The organism is Pseudomonas sp. HLG18, from assembly GCF_051903985.1.
Classification (GTDB): Bacteria; Pseudomonadota; Gammaproteobacteria; order Pseudomonadales; family Pseudomonadaceae; genus Aquipseudomonas; species Aquipseudomonas fluorescens_BT.
The window spans coordinates 4,071,520-4,089,613 of sequence record NZ_CP195831.1 but is presented as its reverse complement, the minus strand read 5'-3'; the positions used below and the strand labels follow the sequence as shown (position 1 = coordinate 4,089,613).

Genomic DNA, 18,094 nt, shown 5'->3' with positions numbered 1-18,094 from the left:
GTCAAACCTTGAACTGATTGATCAACCGCCGCTGCTGCTCCGCCAGTTTGGTCAGGTCCGCACTCGCCGAACTCGATTCATCTGCACCACCGGCCACCTCGTTCGCCACCTGACCGATGTTGATCACGTTGCGGTTGATGTCGTCGGCCACTGCGCTCTGTTCCTCGGCGGCGCTGGCGATCTGGGTGTTCATGTCGTTGATCACCGACACCGCCTGGGTGATGGTCTCCAGCGCTTCGGCGGCCTTGGCCGCGTGCTGCACGCTTTCGTCGGTGCGGTTCTGGCTGTCTTCCATGACCCGCACCACATCCCGGGTGCCCTGCTGCAGTTGCTGGATCATGCTCTGGATTTCTTCGGTGGCTTTCTGGGTCTTCTGCGCCAGGTTGCGCACCTCGTCGGCCACCACGGCAAACCCGCGACCCTGTTCACCGGCACGTGCTGCTTCGATGGCGGCGTTGAGGGCCAGCAGGTTGGTCTGCTCGGCGATCCCGCGAATGGCGATGAGGATCGCGTTGATGTTCTCGCTGTCCTTGGCCAGCGTCTGCACCACGTCCACGGCCTTGCCGATTTCCACGGCCAGCACGCCAATCGAGTTGGAGGTGTCACGCACGATCTGCATGCCCTGACTGGCCGCCTGATCGGCATGGCTGGCGGCTTGTGCCGCCTGGGTCGCGTTGCGCGCGACGTCCTGGGCGGTGGCGGTCATTTCCTGCACGGCGGTGGCCACCTGATCGATCTCGGCCATCTGTTTCTGAATGCCGATATTGGTCCGGATCGCGATGTCCGCGGTGTGCTCCGAGGAATCGCTGACGCTCTGTACCGACGCTACCACCTGCGTGATCATCCCCTGCAATTTCGCGAGGAAGGTATTGAAGCCTTTGGCGATGGAGCCGAGTTCGTCGTTGCGATCACTGGTCAGGCGACGGGTCAGGTCGCCCTCGCCCTGGGCAATGTCGTCGAGCATGGTGACCATTTGCTTCAGCGGACGGGCGATGCCGTGGCCCACCAGCCAGATCACCAGCAGGCCGAGGCCGGCAATGATCAGGCCGACCATGGCCATGCCGAAAGTGTCGGATTTGCGCTGGGCGTCGAGGTCGCCTTGCAGCTTTTGCAGATCGGCCATCACCGCGTTCAGTGGCAGTTGCAGCATCAGTGTCCAGCGCGCGTCGGTCTGACCGATGCCGAACGGCAGGTACAACTCGATCCGGCCTTGCTCTTTATTGATGGTGTAAGTCACTTCGCCGCGCTTGAGATTGGCCATGTTGGCAATCTGTTGGGCGTCGAGAATGTCGCTGACCTTCTCGCCGAATTTGCTCGGGTCCTGGGTGTAGGCAACGATCCGGCCGTTGCTGCCGATCAGGGCCATTTGCCCGGCGCCGCTGTAGAGCTTCTGGTTTGCGCCCAGCAGCATTTCCTGGATGAAGTTCACCGACAGGTCGGCGCCGACGATGCCCTGGAAGGTGCCGTTGAGCATGATCGGTTCAATGAAGGAGGCGAGCATGACGATCTTGTCGCCGACCTTGTACGGGGCCGGATCGATCACACAGGATTTCCTGGTTTCTTTCGAGCACAGGTAGTACTCGCTGGCGCGCACGCCGGTGGACAGGACCTTCTGGTCGTCAACGTCCACCAGTTTGTCCAGGCCCAAGGTGCCGTCGTCATTGCGAAACCACCACGGCAGGAAGCGCCCGTTGCCAGGGTCGATGCCGACAACCTGGGTACCGACATAGGCCGCGTCATTGTGATCCAGCGCATTTTTTTCCCAGCCGATGTAAGTGCCGAGAATCTTCGGGTTCTTCTCGACGTTTTCCTTGATCAGGCTGATCAGTTGCTCGCGGCTGACGGTCAGTCGTGGCTGGCCGTCGGTGCCCGGAGTGCCGAGCAGGGCGTTGACGCGCACCAGTCCGCCGGCAATCAGCAGCGGCGCTTCCAGTTCACGCTGGATCTGGCTGACCTGGGTCTGCGCCAGCGAGGTCAGGCGCTGTTCGATGACTTGTTCGAACTGGGCCTGGGTCCGTTGCTGGACCATTTCCTGGGTGCGGGCACCGGAGAACAGCGCATACAGCACCAGCGCGGCGACCACGCTGAGTACGATGGCGCCGGCCAGGGCGGCCACGGAAAACTGGATCGACTTGAACTTCATGGGAGCTCCGCACGCGAGAGGACGTCTGCCGCTGCTGTATCGGCAGCCACTATTGCGCCATGAGGCAAAACGCGTGCAATCAGGGCCGGATGTCGCAAATGGATCAGTGTGCGACGCTGCTGCAGCAGGCTTGCCGAAGAATGTGAATTTTTTCCTGCAGGACTGGCGGGCGTCTTCTGAAAACAGGTGCAACACGTCCGTTGTATCTGGCGTCGATACAATTACCCGCCTAGGATACGCGGCAGGTTTTCAGGGAGCTTTTGAATGAACAAGACATTGGTTGTAAGTGCACTGAGCGCAGCGCTGTTGCTGGCCGGTTGTCAGTCGGTCAACACCACCAGCGGCGGTGCCGTGGGTGTGGAGCGCAAGCAGTACATGTTCAGCATGCTGTCCTCGCAAGAGGTCGACCAGATGTATGCCCAGTCCTATCAGAAGACCGTTGGCGAGGCGTCCAGCAAAGGTGTGCTGGACAAGACCAGCAACGAAGCCAGGCGGGTTCAGGCGATTGCCAACCGCTTGATCGCCCAGGCGCCGAACTTCCGTCCGGATGCGGCGCAATGGCAGTGGGAAGTGAATCTGATCAAGAGTGACGAGCTCAACGCCAACTGCGGTCCTGGCGGCAAGATCATTTTCTACACCGGGCTGATCGACAGCCTGAAACTGACCGACGATGAAATCGCTGCGGTCATGGGCCATGAAATCGCCCACGCCCTGCGCGAGCACGGTCGTGAAGCGATGTCCAAGGCCTATGGCATCGAAATGGCCAAGCAGGGCGCCGGCGCGTTGCTCGGTCTGGGTCAGGACAGCCTGGCGCTGGCCGATACCGTGGCCAACTACGGCATGACACTGCCCAACAGCCGCGCCAATGAGAACGAAGCCGACCTGATCGGCCTGGAATTGGCTGCCCGCGCCGGCTACAACCCGAACGCCGCGATCACCCTGTGGAACAAGATGAGCAAGGCGTCCGAAGGTGCACCGCCGGAGTTCATGAGCACTCACCCGTCCTCCAGCAGTCGCACGGCTGCCTTGCAGGCGGCGATTCCGAAGGTCATGCCGCTCTACGAAAAAGCGCCCAAGTCCTGAAACAAATGACCGCTCCCACACTGAGTATGGGAGCGGTCTGCCGGATCAGACCCAGCCGCTGCTCTGCATCGCCTTGTACACCGCGACGATTGCCAGAATCATGAACGCCGAAGCCGCGAGGCGACGGATCAGGGTCAATGGCAATTTGTCTGCGGCAAAGTTACCCGCCAGAACCACCGGTACGTTGGCAATCAACATGCCGAGCGTGGTGCCGATGATCACCAGCCACAGTTCCGGGTATTGCGCAGCCAGCATCACGGTGGCGATCTGGGTCTTGTCACCGATTTCCGCGAGGAAGAAGGCGATCAGGGTGGTCAGGAACGGCCCGAACTTGCGGGCGGTGCTGGCTTCGTCGTCGTCCATCTTGTCCGGCACCAGCGTCCACAGGGCGGTGGCGGTGAAGCTTGCGGCGAGAATCCAGTGCAGGACAGCATCGGAGAAGAAACTGCCGAACCAGGCACCTACCGCACCGGCTGCCGCGTGGTTGGCCAGGGTCGCAGCGACGATGCCGGCAATGATCGGCCAGGGTTTGCGAAAGCGAGCGGCGAGAATCAGCGCGAGCAGTTGCGTCTTGTCGCCGATTTCGGCCAGGGCAACGATTGCGGTGGGAACGAGTAACGAGTCCAGCATCAGGATTTCCTAAGGGGCGGGTCGACACGGCTATGACACGTACAGCCTTCCCGCCCCGGGTAAGGTGTGCGTGTCATAGGTCTTGTCAAACCCTGCGATCCGTCTGCTGCGGACGCTTGGGTCGCATACGCCATGATCTGAGGATCAAGTATGTTGACGTATGCCGGACGAGCATGGCGCTCGTGGGAGACTACTCCCCTAGGACGGAGCGGATTCTGCCTAGGCAGAATCCATTCGGCAAGTGCTAATTTTCAGCCGCGCTTGGCCCGGTAAATCCGGAAACCATTGCCTTCAGCCTTGATCGCACACACGCCAAGATGTTCTTCGATCAGCGGTTGATACTTCAGGAAGCTGTTCGCCACCAGCCGCAGTTCGCCGCCGTTTTTCAGATGTTTCGCTGCTTTTCGCAGCAAGTTCTCGGTCGCGAAATAGTCGGTGTGAACGCCGACATGGAACGGCGGGTTGCTCAGAATCGCATTCAGGCCCATCGGCGCGGCATCGATGCCGTCACCGGTCAGCACCTCGGCTTCCAGACCGTTGGCCGCCAGGGTCAACCGGCTGCTGGCGGCAGCGAAGGCATCAACGTCGAGCAACGTGACCTGATTGTGCGGGTAACGACGCTTGACCGCCGCACCGAGCACCCCGGCACCGCAACCGAAGTCCAACAGGTGACCGCTCGGCAGTTTGTCCAGGTGTTCCAGCAGCAAGGCACTGCCGCGATCCAGTCGGCCATGGCTGAAGACGCCCGGCAGGCTGATGACTTTCAGCGGTCCCTCGGCCAGTGGCAGCTCATAAGTCTGGGCCAGGCTTTCCAGGGATTTGGCTTCTGGAGCGTTGGCCACCGTCACTTGCCACAGTTGGCAATGGCGTGCGCTGTCGAGTTTGCGCGGCTTGCCGAACGGGTTGAGTTGCTTGGACGCGCCTTCGATGCCGCTGCGCTTTTCCCCGACCAGAAACACCTCACGCCCGGCCAGACGTGAAGCCACGGCATTGAGGACGTAGTCGGTCAAATCCTTGGACTTGGGCAGGAACACCACGGCGCTGTCGAATGCGCGCTCCGGCACATTCACGCCGAAATGGCTGCGACCTTCGAAGCGCGCGTCGAGCGCCGCCTGGTCACCCGCATGCCAGCACCAGCCGAAGGCGTCGGGCAGGCGCCCGAGCAAGTCATCGGCCGGCAGACCGGCCAACAACAGCGAGCCTTGGAATAACTCGACCTGACGAAGCAGTACTTCACTGCGCGGATCCATAACTGCTCCTGTGAAAAAAAGTGCCGCAGTTTATCAACTGACGACCCGCAGCGCCTTACCGCTGTAGAACGCCTGGGTGTTTTCCACCAGTTGGCCGACGATTCGCTGCCGCGCTTCGCGGCTGCCCCAGGCGTTGTGCGGGGTGACGATCAGGCGCGGGATGTCGGCGGCCAGCAGCGGATTGCCCTGGGTTGGCGGTTCGACGCTCAATACATCGGTCGCCGCGCCACCCAGATGACCATTGCGCAGTGCATCGGCCAATGCTTGCTCGTCAATCAGCCCGCCACGGGCGGTGTTGACCACGAAAGCACCCGGTTTCATCGACGCCAGCTCGCGGGCACCGATGAAGTGGCGGGTGTGTTCATTGAGCGGGCAGTGCAGGGTGAGGGCGTCGATCTGCGGCAGCAGTTCCTCCAGCGGCAGACGATCCGGGCGGGCCGGACGCCCCGGAATCTGCCCCAGCAACACACGCATGCCAAAGGCTTCGGCCAGACGCGCAACTGCGCCGCCCAGTTCGCCATGCCCGAGCAGGCCGAGGGTTTTGCCCTCCAGCTCAACGATCGGATAATCCAGCAGACAGAACTGTTTGGCCTCTTGCCAGCGTCCTTCACCGACGGCTTTTTGATAATCGGCCAGCCGCGTGGCGAGGTTGAGCAGCAGCATGATCGTGTGTTGCGCCACCGATGGCGTGCCGTAACCCTGGCAGTTGCACACGGTGATGCCATGGGCGCGGGCGGCGGCCAGATCGACGTTGTTGGTGCCGGTGGCGGTGATCAGGATCAGCTTCAGCTGTGGGTTGGCGGCCATGGCGGCGGCGTCGATCAGGACCTTGTTGCTGATCGCCACGGTCGCCCCTTGCAGGCGTTCGGCAATCTGCGCAGGCAACGTCTGGGCGAACAGTTGCAGATCGCTGAAGCAGTCGCGCAAAGGGCTCAAGTCGAGATCGCCAAGATCCAGCGACGGGTGATCGAGGAATACGGCGCGGTGGGCGTTCGTCATCAACTGTACCTGTTGTGCTTTGAAGGGAAGGCGTAATCTGCCGAGCCTACCAGATGAAACAACGCGTTACGCTTGGCCGAAAGGAGCCCTCATGTACTGGACCGAATTCTTGACCGTTGCCCTGATCCACCTGTTGGCCGTCGCCAGCCCCGGTCCTGATTTCGCCGTGGTGGTGCGCGAAAGCGTGACCCACGGTCGGCGCGCCGGGACCTGGACCGCGCTGGGTGTGGGCACGGCGATTTTCCTGCACGTCGGTTATTCGCTGCTGGGCATCGGCCTGATCGTTTCCCAATCGATCGTGCTGTTCAACGCTTTGAAATGGGCCGCCGCCGCTTACCTGCTGTACATCGGCTACAAGGCCCTGCGCGCGCAACCCGCCAAGACCGTGACTGACGACCTGCACAAAGAGGCCGGCGAACGCACCGCCCGTGGCGCCTTCACTTCAGGCTTCGTGACCAATGGTCTGAACCCGAAAGCCACGCTGTTTTTCCTGTCGCTGTTCACGGTGGTGATCAACCCGCATACGCCACTGGCGGTGCAGGCCGGCTACGGGATTTATCTGGCCGTCGCGACCGCAACCTGGTTCTGCCTGGTGGCAATGCTGTTCAGCCAGCAGCGCGTGCGCGCCGGTTTCGCCCGCATGGGCCACTGGTTCGACCGCACCATGGGCGCCGTGCTGATCGCCATCGGCGTGAAACTCGCGTTCACCGAGATGCATTGATCGAACTGAGCTGATTCAGGGCGTTGAGGTACTCCCGGGGATTGTCCCCGAGCAAACGGCGAAACATTGCGCTGAACGCCCGCGCGCTGCCGTAACCCAGATCCCGCGCCACGCTCTGCACGCTGTCCCCGGCGAGCAGGCGGGGCAGGGCTTCCATCAGGCGCAATTGCTGGCGCCAGGCATTGAAATTCATCTTCAGTTGTTGCTGGAACAGCCGCGCCAGTGTGCGTGAGCTGGCGCCGACCTGCTGCGCCCAGTCTTCCAGGGTGTTGGGATGATCAGGCTCGCGCAGCAGCGCCAGGCAAATGTTTTGCAGGCGCCGGTCGCTGGGCATGGGAATGTGCAGCGGCAGGTTTTCGAGGCCGGCCAGCTCCTCCAGCATCAATTGCTGGATCAGCGGGTTGTCGGCGTGGGGCGGGCCCTGCACCGCGCGCAGAATCAGTTCGCGCAGCAACGGCGTCACGGCCAGCACGCAACAATGTTGCAGGCTGGCGGGCGACAGCTCGGGGGCGATGAACAATGAACGCATCTGCACATCGCCGGACATGAAGATCTCGTGGCCGATCTGCGGTGGGATCCACACCGCGCGGGTCGGTGGAATCACCCAAGCACCTTGTGCCGTGACCACCCGCATGACCCCGCTCACCGCATACAGCAACTGCGCCTCGCGATGCAGGTGCAATGGCTGGTGCGCGCCGTCCAGGTAATCCCGGGGGTAGGCGCTCACCGGGCCGTGTTCGAAATGGCTGATCAACATGTCCGGTTCGCTGACTTGAATGGCAGGAATGCGCTTTTTTGCCAACTTAGCATAGGCGCTCACACCCCTCCTGTTCATAAAAAGAAAAGCGTGCCGCGATGAATCAATCCAGAAATGTCATCCGCTACATCAACGCAGCCCATGTGATCGATCACATGTTCATGCTGATTTTCCCCGCCGCCGTGCTCGGCATGACCCAGGCCTTCGCCCTCGACTACGCCTCGCTGATCGGCCTGTCGCTGGGCGGTTTCATTGCGTTCGGCGCCTGTTCGCTACCGGCCGGCTGGCTCGGCGATCACTGGAGCCGGCGACGGATGATGCTGGTGTTTTTCTTCGGCATCGGTGGTTCGGCGATCGTTACCGGCTTAAGTAACAGCCCGACGATGCTGGTGATCGGCCTGACCCTGATCGGCATTTTTGCTGCGATCTATCACCCGGTCGGCACGGCGATGCTGGTGGCCTATGCGCAAAATCGTGGCCGCGAAATCGGCATCAACGGCATGTGGGGCAATCTTGGCGTGGCGTTCTCGGCGCTGATCACCGGTCTGCTGGTGGCGCAGTTCGGCTGGCGTTCGGCGTTCCTGATTCCGGGTGCCGTGGCCATCGTGCTGGGGATCGGTTTTGCCTTGCAGGTGCGCGAGGAGCCGATCCCCAAGCGTCCGCACACCGCGCTCAAGGGCGCCGGCGGCCAGCGGATTTCGATGGCCATGGTGTTCGGCGTGCTGGCCTTGGCCACGGCCACCGGCGGGGTGGTGTTCAACGCCACCACCATGACCTATCCAAAACTGTTTCAGGAGCGCTTGCATGACCTGTTCGCCTCGCCACAGACCCTCGGTGTGGTGGTGAGCCTGGCTTACGCCTTCGGTGCGATTGCGCAGTTGAGCATCGGTCGGGTGCTGCACCGCGTCAGCCTGAAATGGCCGTTTATCGTGCTGACGTTGTGCCAGGCGCCGTTACTGTTCGCGCTGGCTTATGTCGACGGCTGGGCGGTGATCGCCGTTGGGGCGGCATTCATGTTTGTGGTGTTCGGTCAGGTGACGGTGAACGATTCGATGGTCGCCAATTTCGTCGCGCCGCAATGGCAGTCACGGGTATTTGCCCTGCGTTACTGTTTATCGTTCGGTGCCAGTGCGACGGCGATTCCGCTGATTGCCTATGTCGAACCGCGCCATGGGTTTGTGGGGCTTTACCTGATTCTGGCCGGTTTTGGCGCTTTGACTTTCCTCGCGGCGGTGGTTTTCCCACGAACGCCTTCCGAAGCGTCTGTAGGGCAAATGGCCTGAGCGGTGACGAATACCGGCAAATGCTGGCGCAAAGCTAGCATTTGTACGGCGCTGCAAATCATTCCTTTGGCTGATTTGGCTGGCGTATAAGGGTTCTAGAGTACAAAACTCCAACGCCAACACCGTGCAGTCAGAAAAGGGATTCTTATGTTGCAGACTCGCGTTATTCCGCCCGCCGAAGGGGCCTACCAGTATCCACTGCTGATTAAACGGCTGCTGATGTCAGGCGCCCGTTACGAGAAAACCCGCGAGATCATCTACCGTGACCAGCTGCGCTACAGCTACCCGACCCTGATCGAGCGGGTCGCGCGACTGGCCAACGTACTGACGGCGGCCGGGGTCAAGGCCGGTGACACCGTGGCGGTGATGGACTGGGACAGCCATCGCTACCTCGAGTGCATGTTTGCGATTCCGATGATTGGCGCGGTGATTCACACCATCAACGTACGGCTGTCGCCGGAACAGATCCTCTACACCATGAACCACGCCGAGGACCGTTTCGTGCTGGTCAACAGCGAGTTCGTCGGGCTGTATCAGGCCATAGCGCCGCACCTGACCACGGTGGAGAAAACCCTGCTGCTGACCGATCTGCCGGAGAAAACCGCGGATCTGCCGAATCTGGTCGGCGAGTACGAGCAACTGCTGGCGGCCGCGAGTCCGCAGTACGACTTCCAGGATTTCGACGAGAACTCGGTCGCCACCACGTTCTACACCACGGGCACCACCGGCAATCCGAAAGGCGTGTATTTCACCCATCGGCAACTGGTGCTGCACACCATGGGCGTGTCGACCATCATGGGCGCCATCGACAGCGTGCGCCTGCTGGGCACCAACGATGTGTATATGCCGATCACCCCGATGTTCCACGTGCATGCCTGGGGCCTTCCGTATGTGGCGACCATGCTCGGGCTCAAGCAGGTTTATCCGGGGCGTTACGACCCGGAATTCCTGGTCGAGCTGTGGCGCAAGGAGAAGGTCACGTTCTCCCATTGCGTGCCGACCATCCTGCAAATGGTGCTCAACGCCAAGGGCGCGCAAGGCACCGATTTCGGCGGCTGGAAAATCGTCATCGGCGGCAGTGCGCTGAACCGCTCCCTGTATGAAGCGGCCAAGGCCCGGGGCATTCAGCTCACGGCAGCCTATGGCATGTCGGAAACCGGGCCATTGGTGTCGTGCGCACATCTGAACGACGAGTTGATGGCGGGCACCGAAGACGAGCGCACCACCTACCGGATCAAGGCCGGCGTGCCGGGGCCATTGGTCGAAGCGGCGATCGTCGACACCGAGGGCCATTTCCTCCCGGCGGACGGCGAGACCCAGGGCGAACTGGTACTGCGCGCGCCATGGCTGACCGAAGGCTACTTCAACGAACCGCAGAAGGGCGCCGAGCTGTGGGCCGGCGGCTGGCTGCACACCGGCGACGTCGCGACACTCGACAGCATGGGCGTGATCGATATCCGCGACCGGATCAAGGATGTGATCAAGACCGGCGGCGAGTGGATCTCCTCGCTGGACCTCGAAGACCTGATCAGCCGTCACGTGGCGGTACGTGAAGTAGCAGTGGTGGGCATCGCCGATCCGCAGTGGGGCGAGCGTCCGTTTGCCTTGCTGGTGATCCGCGAAGGGCATGCCATCGGGGCTCGTGAGCTCAAGGAACACCTCAAGCCGTTCGTGGAACTGGGGCACCTGAGCAAGTGGGCGATTCCAAGCCAGATCGCCCTTGTTACGGAAATTCCCAAGACCAGTGTCGGCAAGCTCGACAAGAAGCGCATCCGCCTCGACATCACCGAATGGCAGGCCAACAACAGCACCTTTCTCTCGACGCTCTGAACGTCCCCTGGCGCGCCGAAAACGGCGCGCCAGACCCACCAAGCAAGCGCTTGGCTTGTGAAATCCGAATTTTCAGCCATCCTTGCCGTGCCGACATGTGTCGGACTGGCGAAAGGACTGTTCCAGAGTGGCCGGCAGCTGCAAATCACACTTTAGAGGGATCAAGCAGTACCACCTGCTGGCTATAGTCCGCTCAAGGATTTTTAAGAACGGGGCAATGCAACATTGAAGCGATTTCGGGAGGCCACTGGCGCCCGGTCCTTCAGGCGTTTTTAAAAGTACTCACTGCCATAACAATAATGCACATGGAGTAGCGTCGATGACCTCAGTAAACCAGTTCTGGCGCCGGGCGAAACTGCCTCTGGCGGTCAGTCTTGCCTCCACGCTCGCCGGGCCCGCATTCGGCGTCAGTTTCAACGTCGGTGAAATCGAAGGCCAGTTCGACTCCTCGCTCTCCCTGGGCATGAGTATTTCGACCCAGCAGCCGAACAAGGACCTTATTGGTGTCAACAACGGCGGCAGGGGCCTGTCCCAGACCTCTGACGACGGTCACTTGAACTTCAAGAGCGGGCAAGCGTTCTCGAAGATCTTCAAGGGCATCCATGACCTCGAATTGAAATATGGCGATACCGGTGTCTTCGTCCGGGGCAAATACTGGTACGACTTCGCGTTGCAGAACCAGGACCTGGAATACAAGGACGTCAGCAACCATAACCGCGACGTGGCTGCACGATCTTCGGGCGGGCAGATCCTTGACGCCTTCATCTACCACAACTACGCCATTGCCGATGAGCCGGGCTCGGTGCGTCTGGGCAAGCAGGTGGTGAACTGGGGTGAAAGCACCTTCATCGGTGGCGGCATCAACTCGATCAACCCGATCGACGTTTCCGCGTTCCGCCGTCCGGGGGCCGAGATCAAGGAAGGCCTGATTCCGGTCAACATGTTCTACGTGTCCCAGAGCATCACCGAAAACCTGTCCGCCGAAGGTTTCTATCAGATCGACTGGCAGAAGACCGTGACCGACAACTGCGGCACGTTCTTCTCCCAGCCTGACATCGTCACCACCGGCTGCGACGACAACCTGCGCGTGCTGAACAAGCGCTCGACCATTCCGGGCGTTGCCCTCGGCCCGCTGGCGGCCGCCAATGTCGACGTCAACGAAGAAGGCGTGCTGGTGCGCCGTTCGCCGAACCGCAACGCTCGGGACAGCGGGCAGTGGGGTGTTTCGGCCAAGTACATGTTCGATCCGCTGGCCACCGAGTTCGGTGCCTATTTCATGAACTACCACAGCCGTGCGCCGATCTTCAGCGCAACCGGCGCGCCACAGTCGATCTATAACGGCGTCAAGGCGCTCCCGGGCCCGTTCCAGGCATTGGGCCCTCTGGTGGTGGCGGGTAACTCCGAGTATTTCATCGAGTATCCAGAGGACATTCGTCTGTACGGTCTGAGTTTCTCCACCACCCTGCCTACCGGTACGGCGTGGAGCGGTGAGATCAGCTACCGACCGAACGCACCGGTGCAACTGAACTCCACGGATATCCTGTTCGCCGGTGTGCGTCCATTGGGCGGTGCACTGACCAACGCTTCGATCCTCAATGGCGTTCCGGGCCAGGACCTGCACGGTTACAACCGCAAGGAAATCACTCAGCTGCAGACCACCCTGACGCACTTCTTCGATCAGGTCATGGGCGCCAACCGTCTGACCCTGGTGGGTGAAGTCGGTGTGACCCACGTCGGCGGGCTGGAAAGCAAGTCAGAAGCCCGCTACGGCCGCGATCCGGTCTTCGGTCCGGGTGAACTGCCGTCCACTGGCGGTCTGAACACCTGCTCGCAGATCCTCAACACCTCGACCATCAACGGTGCCGGTCCTGGCGCTTCGACCAGCAACCGCTCCAGCAATTGCGACAACAACGGGTTCACCACCGCCACGTCCTGGGGCTATCGCGCTCGTGCCATCTGGGATTACAGCGACGTGTTCGCCGGCGTGAACCTGAAGCCGAACGTTGCCTGGTCTCACGACGTCAAGGGTTACTCCCCGGGCCCTGGCGGCAACTTCGAGGAAGGCCGCAAGGCCATCAGCCTCGGGCTGGATGCCGAATACCAGAACACCTACACCGCAAGCCTGGCCTACACCAACTTCTTTGGTGGCGAATACAGCACGGTGGATGATCGCGACTTCGTTGCCCTCAGTGTTGGCGTGAACTTCTAAGTACAGTTTTTTCAGGACGAACAAACACATGAAAATAACAAAGAGTCTGTTCCACGCCGGTGTTCTGGGGCTTTCGCTGCTGGCCACCAGCGTAATGGCGGCGGTCCCTGCCGCCGAAGCCGACAAACTGGGCAAGAGCCTGACCCCGATGGGCGCCGAGATGGCGGGCAACGCCGACGGTTCGATCCCGGCCTGGAAGCCGCTGGCGAAGAATGCCGGCACGGTCGACAGTAAAGGCTTCCTGTCCGATCCGTACGGCAGTGAGAAACCGCTGTTCACCATCACCGCGCAGAACGTCGACCAGTACAAGGACAAGCTTGCACCGGGCCAGTACGCGATGTTCAAGCGTTACCCGGACACCTTCAAAATGCCGGTCTACCCGTCCCATCGTGGTGCTACCGTGCCGGATGACGTGTTCGCCGCCATCAAGAAAAACGCAACGACCACCACGCTGGTGGCCGGGGGTAACGGTCTGGAAAACTTCCAGACCGCCATCCCGTTCCCGATCCCGAAAGACGGTCTGGAAGTCATCTGGAACCACATCACCCGCTATCGCGGTGGCAGCGTGACCCGTCTGGTGACTCAGGCGACGCCGCAGACCAACGGCTCGTTCAGCCTGGTGTATTTCCAGGACCAGTTCGTGTTCCGCGACAAGATGAAGGACTACGATCCGGCCAACCCGGGCAACGTGCTGTTCTACTTCAAGCAGAAAGTGACCGCACCGGCTCGTCTGGCAGGTACCGTGCTGCTGGTGCACGAGACCCTCGACCAGGTGAAGGAGCCGCGCAAGGCCTGGGTTTATGCGACCGGTCAGCGTCGTGTGCGTCAGGCACCGCAAGTGTCCTATGACGGTCCGGGTACTGCGGCGGACGGCCTGCGTACCTCCGACAACCTCGACATGTACAACGGTGCACCGGATCGTTATGACTGGAAGCTGGAAGGCAAGAAAGAGATGTACATTGCCAACAACAGCTACAAGATCGATTCGCCGACGCTGAAGTACGCCGACATCATCAAGGCCGGCCACATCAACCAGGACCTGGCCCGTTACGAGCTGCGTCGCGTCTGGCATGTGGTGGCAACCCTGAAACCGGGCCAGCGTCACATTTACGCCAAACGTGACTTCTTCATCGATGAAGATACCTGGCAGGCAGCCGTCATCGACCATTACGACGGTCGTGGTCAGCTGTGGCGCGTCGCCGAGGCCCATGCCGAGGACTACTACGACAAGCAAGTGCCGTGGTACGCGCTGGAAACCCTGTACGACCTGCAATCGGGTCGCTACCTGGCACTGGGCATGAAGAACGAAGAGAAACAGGCTTATGACTTCGGGTTCTCTGCCACCAAAAGCGAATTCCAGCCTGGCAACCTGGGCCAGGACGGTATCCGCTAAGCTGTAACCCGAGGCCGCATCCTCGAAAAAACGCCCCGACTGGTTCGGGGCGTTTTTTATCGGCTGCCCCTCAAGTGCCTTGTTCTGACGTAATCTGAAGGTAGACTGTCGCGACTGAAATCTACGGACGGCCACTCGTGCTCAAGCGTTCATTCATCAAGGCCCTGATACTCTCTTCATTTTTTGTCATCGGTAGCAGTCATGCCGGCTCACACGACAAACCTCGCGTACTGATCATCGGCGACTCCATTTCGATCGGCTATACACCCTATGTCACGAAGTCGCTGGCCGCAGAGGCCGAAGTTGTCCACAACATCGGCAACGCTCAGGATTCGACCAATGGCCTCAAGAACCTCGACGCCTGGCTCGAGGGTGGCAAATGGGATGTGATCAGTTTCAACTTTGGTCTGTGGGATCTGTGCTATCGACGTCCTGGCCCCGTCACACAGGAAAACCGTGACAAGATCAACGGCTCGATTGCCGTTCCGCTGGATCAGTATGCAATCAACCTTGCGCAGATCGCGACAAAACTCAAAGCCACAGGGGCGAAGGTGATCTTTCAGAGTGTGACCGTCGTACCTGCGCAGGAACCTGGCCGCAACAGTGACGATGTCGGCCGATATAATCGAGCCGCCGCGGATGTGATGAAGCGGATGGGGATCCCGATAAACGATCTGGAAGCCGTGTCGGCAGCACTTTCGGACAATCTGCGTGAGTCGGATACTGACGTTCACTACACCGAAGCAGGTTATGAGCAGCTTGCCAGATCGGTCACTCGAAGCATCCAGGCACAACTGTGATCTGCATTTTTCGGACTTCGCCACGGCGGGCGGAAGTTGCCGCCCGTATTCGGAGGCGGTGATTACGCCTCCGACATCGGAGCTGGATCCGGGAGATCTGTCACTGAAGTTCGACATGTTTGCTTGTAGTCTTTTTGTAGTCATTTGTTGCAATAACCTTCAATCCCTCTTCGTTTAAGGCTAGTCTGCGGACATCTGCTACGCCGCCAACAGCCATTCGAACAAGAGCCGGCCATGACTGATCTGTCCCCACTTCCGGGTCCCGCAAGCGTTGCCGTCGCGGCACTGGACGGACGTTTTTTCCGTCCTCCGCTGCCGGACGGATACGTCTTGCGACCACGCCTTTGCGAGCGCCTGCGAGCCGGGCTCGGTGGACGTCTGTTGCTGGTCTGCGCCCCGGCCGGGTTTGGCAAGAGTTCGCTGGCCGTGGAGTTCTGTCAAAGCCTGCCGGGTCATTGGCACAGTCTGTGGCTGGGACTGAGCGCCCGGGACAGTGATCCGGGGCGCTTTCTCGAGCGCCTGCTCGAAGGCCTGCAGGACTACTTCCCGGAACTTGGCAGCCGCGCGCTTGGCCTGTTGAAAATGCGCCAGCGTCATCAGCCGTTCGCCTTCGAAGAATGGCTCGACGGTTTGCTCGATGAGCTGGCATTGCACCTGCAACCGACCTCGCCGCTGTTATTGGTGCTGGACGATTACCACCTCGCCCAAGGACCGGTACTTGACCGCTGCCTGCAATTTTTCCTCAATCACCTGCCCGATGGCCTGCTGGTCATGGTTACCAGCCGCCAGCGGCCGGACTGGCATCTGGCTCGTCTGCGCCTGTCGCGACAATTGCTCGAACTGCATGAACAGGATTTGCGACTGACCCACGACGAAGCCCTGGCCCTGCTTGATCGTCACAGCAGCTCGCTGCGCGGCGAAGCCCTTGAAAACCTGATTCAACGTAGCGAAGGCTGGGTGGCCGGGCTGCGTTTCTGGTTGCTGGCCGCTGCCGAGGCAGGCAATGACATGGCCTTGCCTCAAGTACTGAACGGCGGGGAAGGGCTGATTCGCGATTACCTGCTGGAAGAGGTCATCGACTGCCTGCCCGCCGAGGTTCAGGCCTTTCTCTATGAAACCGCCCCGCAGGAGCGCTTTTGCAGCGAGTTGTGCAACGCGGTGCGCGATGCCCATGACAGTGCTGAAATCCTGCGTTTTCTCTCGGCTCACCAAGTGTTTCTGGTGCCGCTCGACGAGCATGGTCACTGGTATCGTTATCATCATCTGTTTTCTGATCTGTTGCGCAGCCGGCCGGTGGCTCAAGCCGTGGTGCCGACCGCCACGCTGCATCTGCGCGCCTGTCGCTGGTTCAATGCACAGGGCTTGCTCGATGAGGCGGTGGAGCAGGCGTTGCGTGCCGGACATCTCGATGTCGCGGCGAACCTGGTGCAGAACCTGTCCGAGGAACAACTGCTGGCCGAGCAGAACGTCGGCATGCTGCTGCGCTGGAAAATGGACCTGCCCGACAGCCTGCTGATCAGCACGCCGCGCCTGATCGTGCTGTACAGCTGGGCGCTGGGGCTGGCCTGCCAACTGGATGCCGCCGAAGAACTTGCCAGCCACCTGAGCCGTTTTCTGCCGGCGCCTTCGGCCACTGCACAGAAATCGATGCTGGCCCAATGGCTGGCACTCAGCGGCATCATCGCGCGAGGTCGCGGTCATCGCGAATTGACGCTGAAGTATTGCAGCGAAGCGCTGGAAAGCCTGCCGGCCAAACGTTATGGCCAGCGTTTGATGTGTCTTTCGACACTGTCCAACCTGGCGATTGCCGACGGCGATCTGTGGCGTGCACGGGGGTTGAATCGCGAGTCTCTTGAGCTGGCGCAGCGGGTCGGCAATCCGTTGTTCGAAGCGTTGGCGCATTACGACCGCGCTCGAGTATTGCAGTCACGCGGCGAAATCCTGCGCGCGCTGGATGAAGTGCATCAGGGGCTGGAACGCTTGCGCGGTTTGTCTCCACAGCGTTTGTACGCGGTACGCGCACGGCTGACGCTGTATGAAGGTTTTCTGTTGGCCATGCGTTTGCAGCCGCAGGCCGCGCGTGCGCGGCTGTTGATCGGGATCGGTGAGGCGCGCGCGTGTCGTGATATCAGCGTCTTGATCGGCCACTGCGTGGTCGCTCGCCTGGACGGCAGTTGTGGCGAATTTGCCAAGGCGTTCGCCGAACTCGCCGAAGCCGAACGATTGATGCACATCTGGGATGTTCCGCCGATCTATTACCTGGCAATGATCACCCTGGTCAAATGCGAACTCTGGCTTGCCCAGGGGCGTACCGATCTGGCCGAGGCGTGGTTGGCCCGACTGGGGCAGACCTACACCGGAGAACGTGCCGCCGCACCTCCTGAGTTTCATCCGCAATTGCCCTTGCATGTTGAACTGCAACAGGCGCTGCTCGATGTGATTCAGGGGCATCCGATGCTCGCCGAAGGGCGTTTGAATGTGTTGCATGAAAATGGCCAGCAGACCGGCCGCCAATTGCTCAGCGTGATGGCGCTGACGCAGAAAGTGGCATTATTGCTGGCGGATGGAAGGGAGCCGGAAGCGCGCAAGGCATTGAATCTGGCGCTGGAGGCTGCGGCGGGTGGGGTCGTGCAGCCGTTCGACGCGCTCGTCAGCCAGCACCCGGACTGGTTGCGTGGGCAGTTGGTAACGAGCACCCCGGCTGCCGTCAGTCAGCAACTGCTTGAGCTTCTTCCACAACCGATGGCTCGCCCGGTCCTGGAGCAGGCCGCGACCGAACAACTCAGCAGTCGCGAGTTGGCCGTGTTACGGCTGATCGCCCAGGGCTGTTCGAATCAGGAGATCAGCGAGCAACTGTTCATTTCGTTGCATACCGTGAAGACCCACGCCAGCCATATCAACAGCAAGCTGGGCGTCGAGCGACGAACACAGGCAGTGGCCCGGGCCAAAGAGCTGGGTCTGTTGTCCTAGAGACAGTTAAAAAAACACCCCGCCAA

General features: G+C 60.8%; 13 protein-coding genes and 1 riboswitch. Of the genes, 8 read left to right on the top strand and 5 right to left on the bottom strand.

Going from position 1 to position 18,094, the window contains the following annotated elements; genetic code table 11:
* Position 1: 1 nt before the first annotated feature.
* The gene (locus ACSPX5_RS18730) at positions 2-2,143 is read right to left on the bottom strand and encodes a methyl-accepting chemotaxis protein (RefSeq protein ID WP_207867272.1); all 2,142 of its coding nucleotides are present in this window, start codon (positions 2,141-2,143) and stop codon (positions 2-4) included.
* A gap of 264 nt (positions 2,144-2,407) precedes the next feature.
* Here ACSPX5_RS18730 and ACSPX5_RS18725 point away from each other — a divergent pair, with 264 nt between their 5' ends.
* Positions 2,408-3,226: a M48 family metallopeptidase gene (locus ACSPX5_RS18725; RefSeq protein ID WP_439820065.1), complete on the top strand. Its 819-nt coding sequence runs from the start codon at positions 2,408-2,410 to the stop codon at positions 3,224-3,226.
* A gap of 45 nt (positions 3,227-3,271) precedes the next feature.
* On the opposite strand, the gene ACSPX5_RS18720 is transcribed toward ACSPX5_RS18725, so the two are convergent.
* From ACSPX5_RS18720 to ACSPX5_RS18710, 3 genes are all read right to left on the bottom strand, one after another.
* Positions 3,272-3,856, bottom strand: coding sequence for a TMEM165/GDT1 family protein (locus ACSPX5_RS18720; protein ID WP_096822781.1), 585 nt, complete (start codon positions 3,854-3,856; stop codon positions 3,272-3,274).
* 87 nt (positions 3,857-3,943) lie between these two features.
* Positions 3,944-4,068: riboswitch (yybP-ykoY riboswitch) on the bottom strand.
* 39 nt (positions 4,069-4,107) lie between these two features.
* Entirely contained in the window at positions 4,108-5,106 is a 999-nt protein-coding gene (locus ACSPX5_RS18715) for a class I SAM-dependent methyltransferase (protein ID WP_207867274.1), read from the bottom strand.
* A 33-nt stretch (positions 5,107-5,139) separates the two neighbouring features.
* Positions 5,140-6,105 (bottom strand): 2-hydroxyacid dehydrogenase, encoded by a 966-nt coding sequence (locus ACSPX5_RS18710; RefSeq protein ID WP_439820064.1) that lies wholly within the window; start codon positions 6,103-6,105, stop codon positions 5,140-5,142.
* A 91-nt stretch (positions 6,106-6,196) separates the two neighbouring features.
* On the opposite strand from ACSPX5_RS18710, the gene ACSPX5_RS18705 reads away from it, so the two are divergent.
* The gene (locus tag ACSPX5_RS18705; protein ID WP_169431876.1) at positions 6,197-6,826 is read left to right on the top strand and encodes a LysE family translocator; all 630 of its coding nucleotides are present in this window, start codon (positions 6,197-6,199) and stop codon (positions 6,824-6,826) included.
* Here ACSPX5_RS18705 and ACSPX5_RS18700 read toward each other — a convergent pair.
* Complete coding sequence (locus ACSPX5_RS18700; protein ID WP_169432705.1) at positions 6,810-7,583, bottom strand: AraC family transcriptional regulator; 774 nt, start codon at positions 7,581-7,583, stop codon at positions 6,810-6,812. The genes ACSPX5_RS18705 and ACSPX5_RS18700 overlap by 17 nt on opposite strands.
* Positions 7,584-7,681: 98 nt before the next feature.
* Here ACSPX5_RS18700 and ACSPX5_RS18695 point away from each other — a divergent pair, with 98 nt between their 5' ends.
* The 6 genes from ACSPX5_RS18695 (at position 7,682) to ACSPX5_RS18670 (ending at position 18,068) form a co-directional block, all read left to right on the top strand.
* A complete protein-coding gene (locus ACSPX5_RS18695; RefSeq protein ID WP_439820063.1) occupies positions 7,682-8,866 on the top strand; it encodes an MFS transporter in 1,185 nt (394 codons plus the stop codon).
* Positions 8,867-9,013: 147 nt separating this feature from the next.
* Complete coding sequence (locus ACSPX5_RS18690; RefSeq protein WP_439820062.1) at positions 9,014-10,696, top strand: fatty acid--CoA ligase; 1,683 nt, start codon at positions 9,014-9,016, stop codon at positions 10,694-10,696.
* 319 nt (positions 10,697-11,015) lie between these two features.
* Positions 11,016-12,905, top strand: a complete 1,890-nt coding sequence (locus ACSPX5_RS18685; RefSeq protein WP_169431873.1) for a DUF1302 domain-containing protein — start codon at positions 11,016-11,018, stop codon at positions 12,903-12,905.
* Positions 12,906-12,933: 28 nt separating this feature from the next.
* Positions 12,934-14,298, top strand: a complete 1,365-nt coding sequence (locus ACSPX5_RS18680; RefSeq protein ID WP_169431872.1) for a DUF1329 domain-containing protein — start codon at positions 12,934-12,936, stop codon at positions 14,296-14,298.
* Between the two features lie 137 nt (positions 14,299-14,435).
* On the top strand, positions 14,436-15,098 hold the full coding sequence (locus tag ACSPX5_RS18675; protein ID WP_169431871.1) for an SGNH/GDSL hydrolase family protein: 663 nt from the start codon (positions 14,436-14,438) through the stop codon (positions 15,096-15,098).
* A gap of 234 nt (positions 15,099-15,332) precedes the next feature.
* Positions 15,333-18,068 carry a LuxR C-terminal-related transcriptional regulator gene (locus ACSPX5_RS18670; protein WP_439820061.1) on the top strand — a complete coding sequence of 912 codons (2,736 nt, stop codon included), beginning with the start codon at positions 15,333-15,335 and terminating at the stop codon, positions 18,066-18,068.
* Positions 18,069-18,094: the final 26 nt, after the last annotated feature.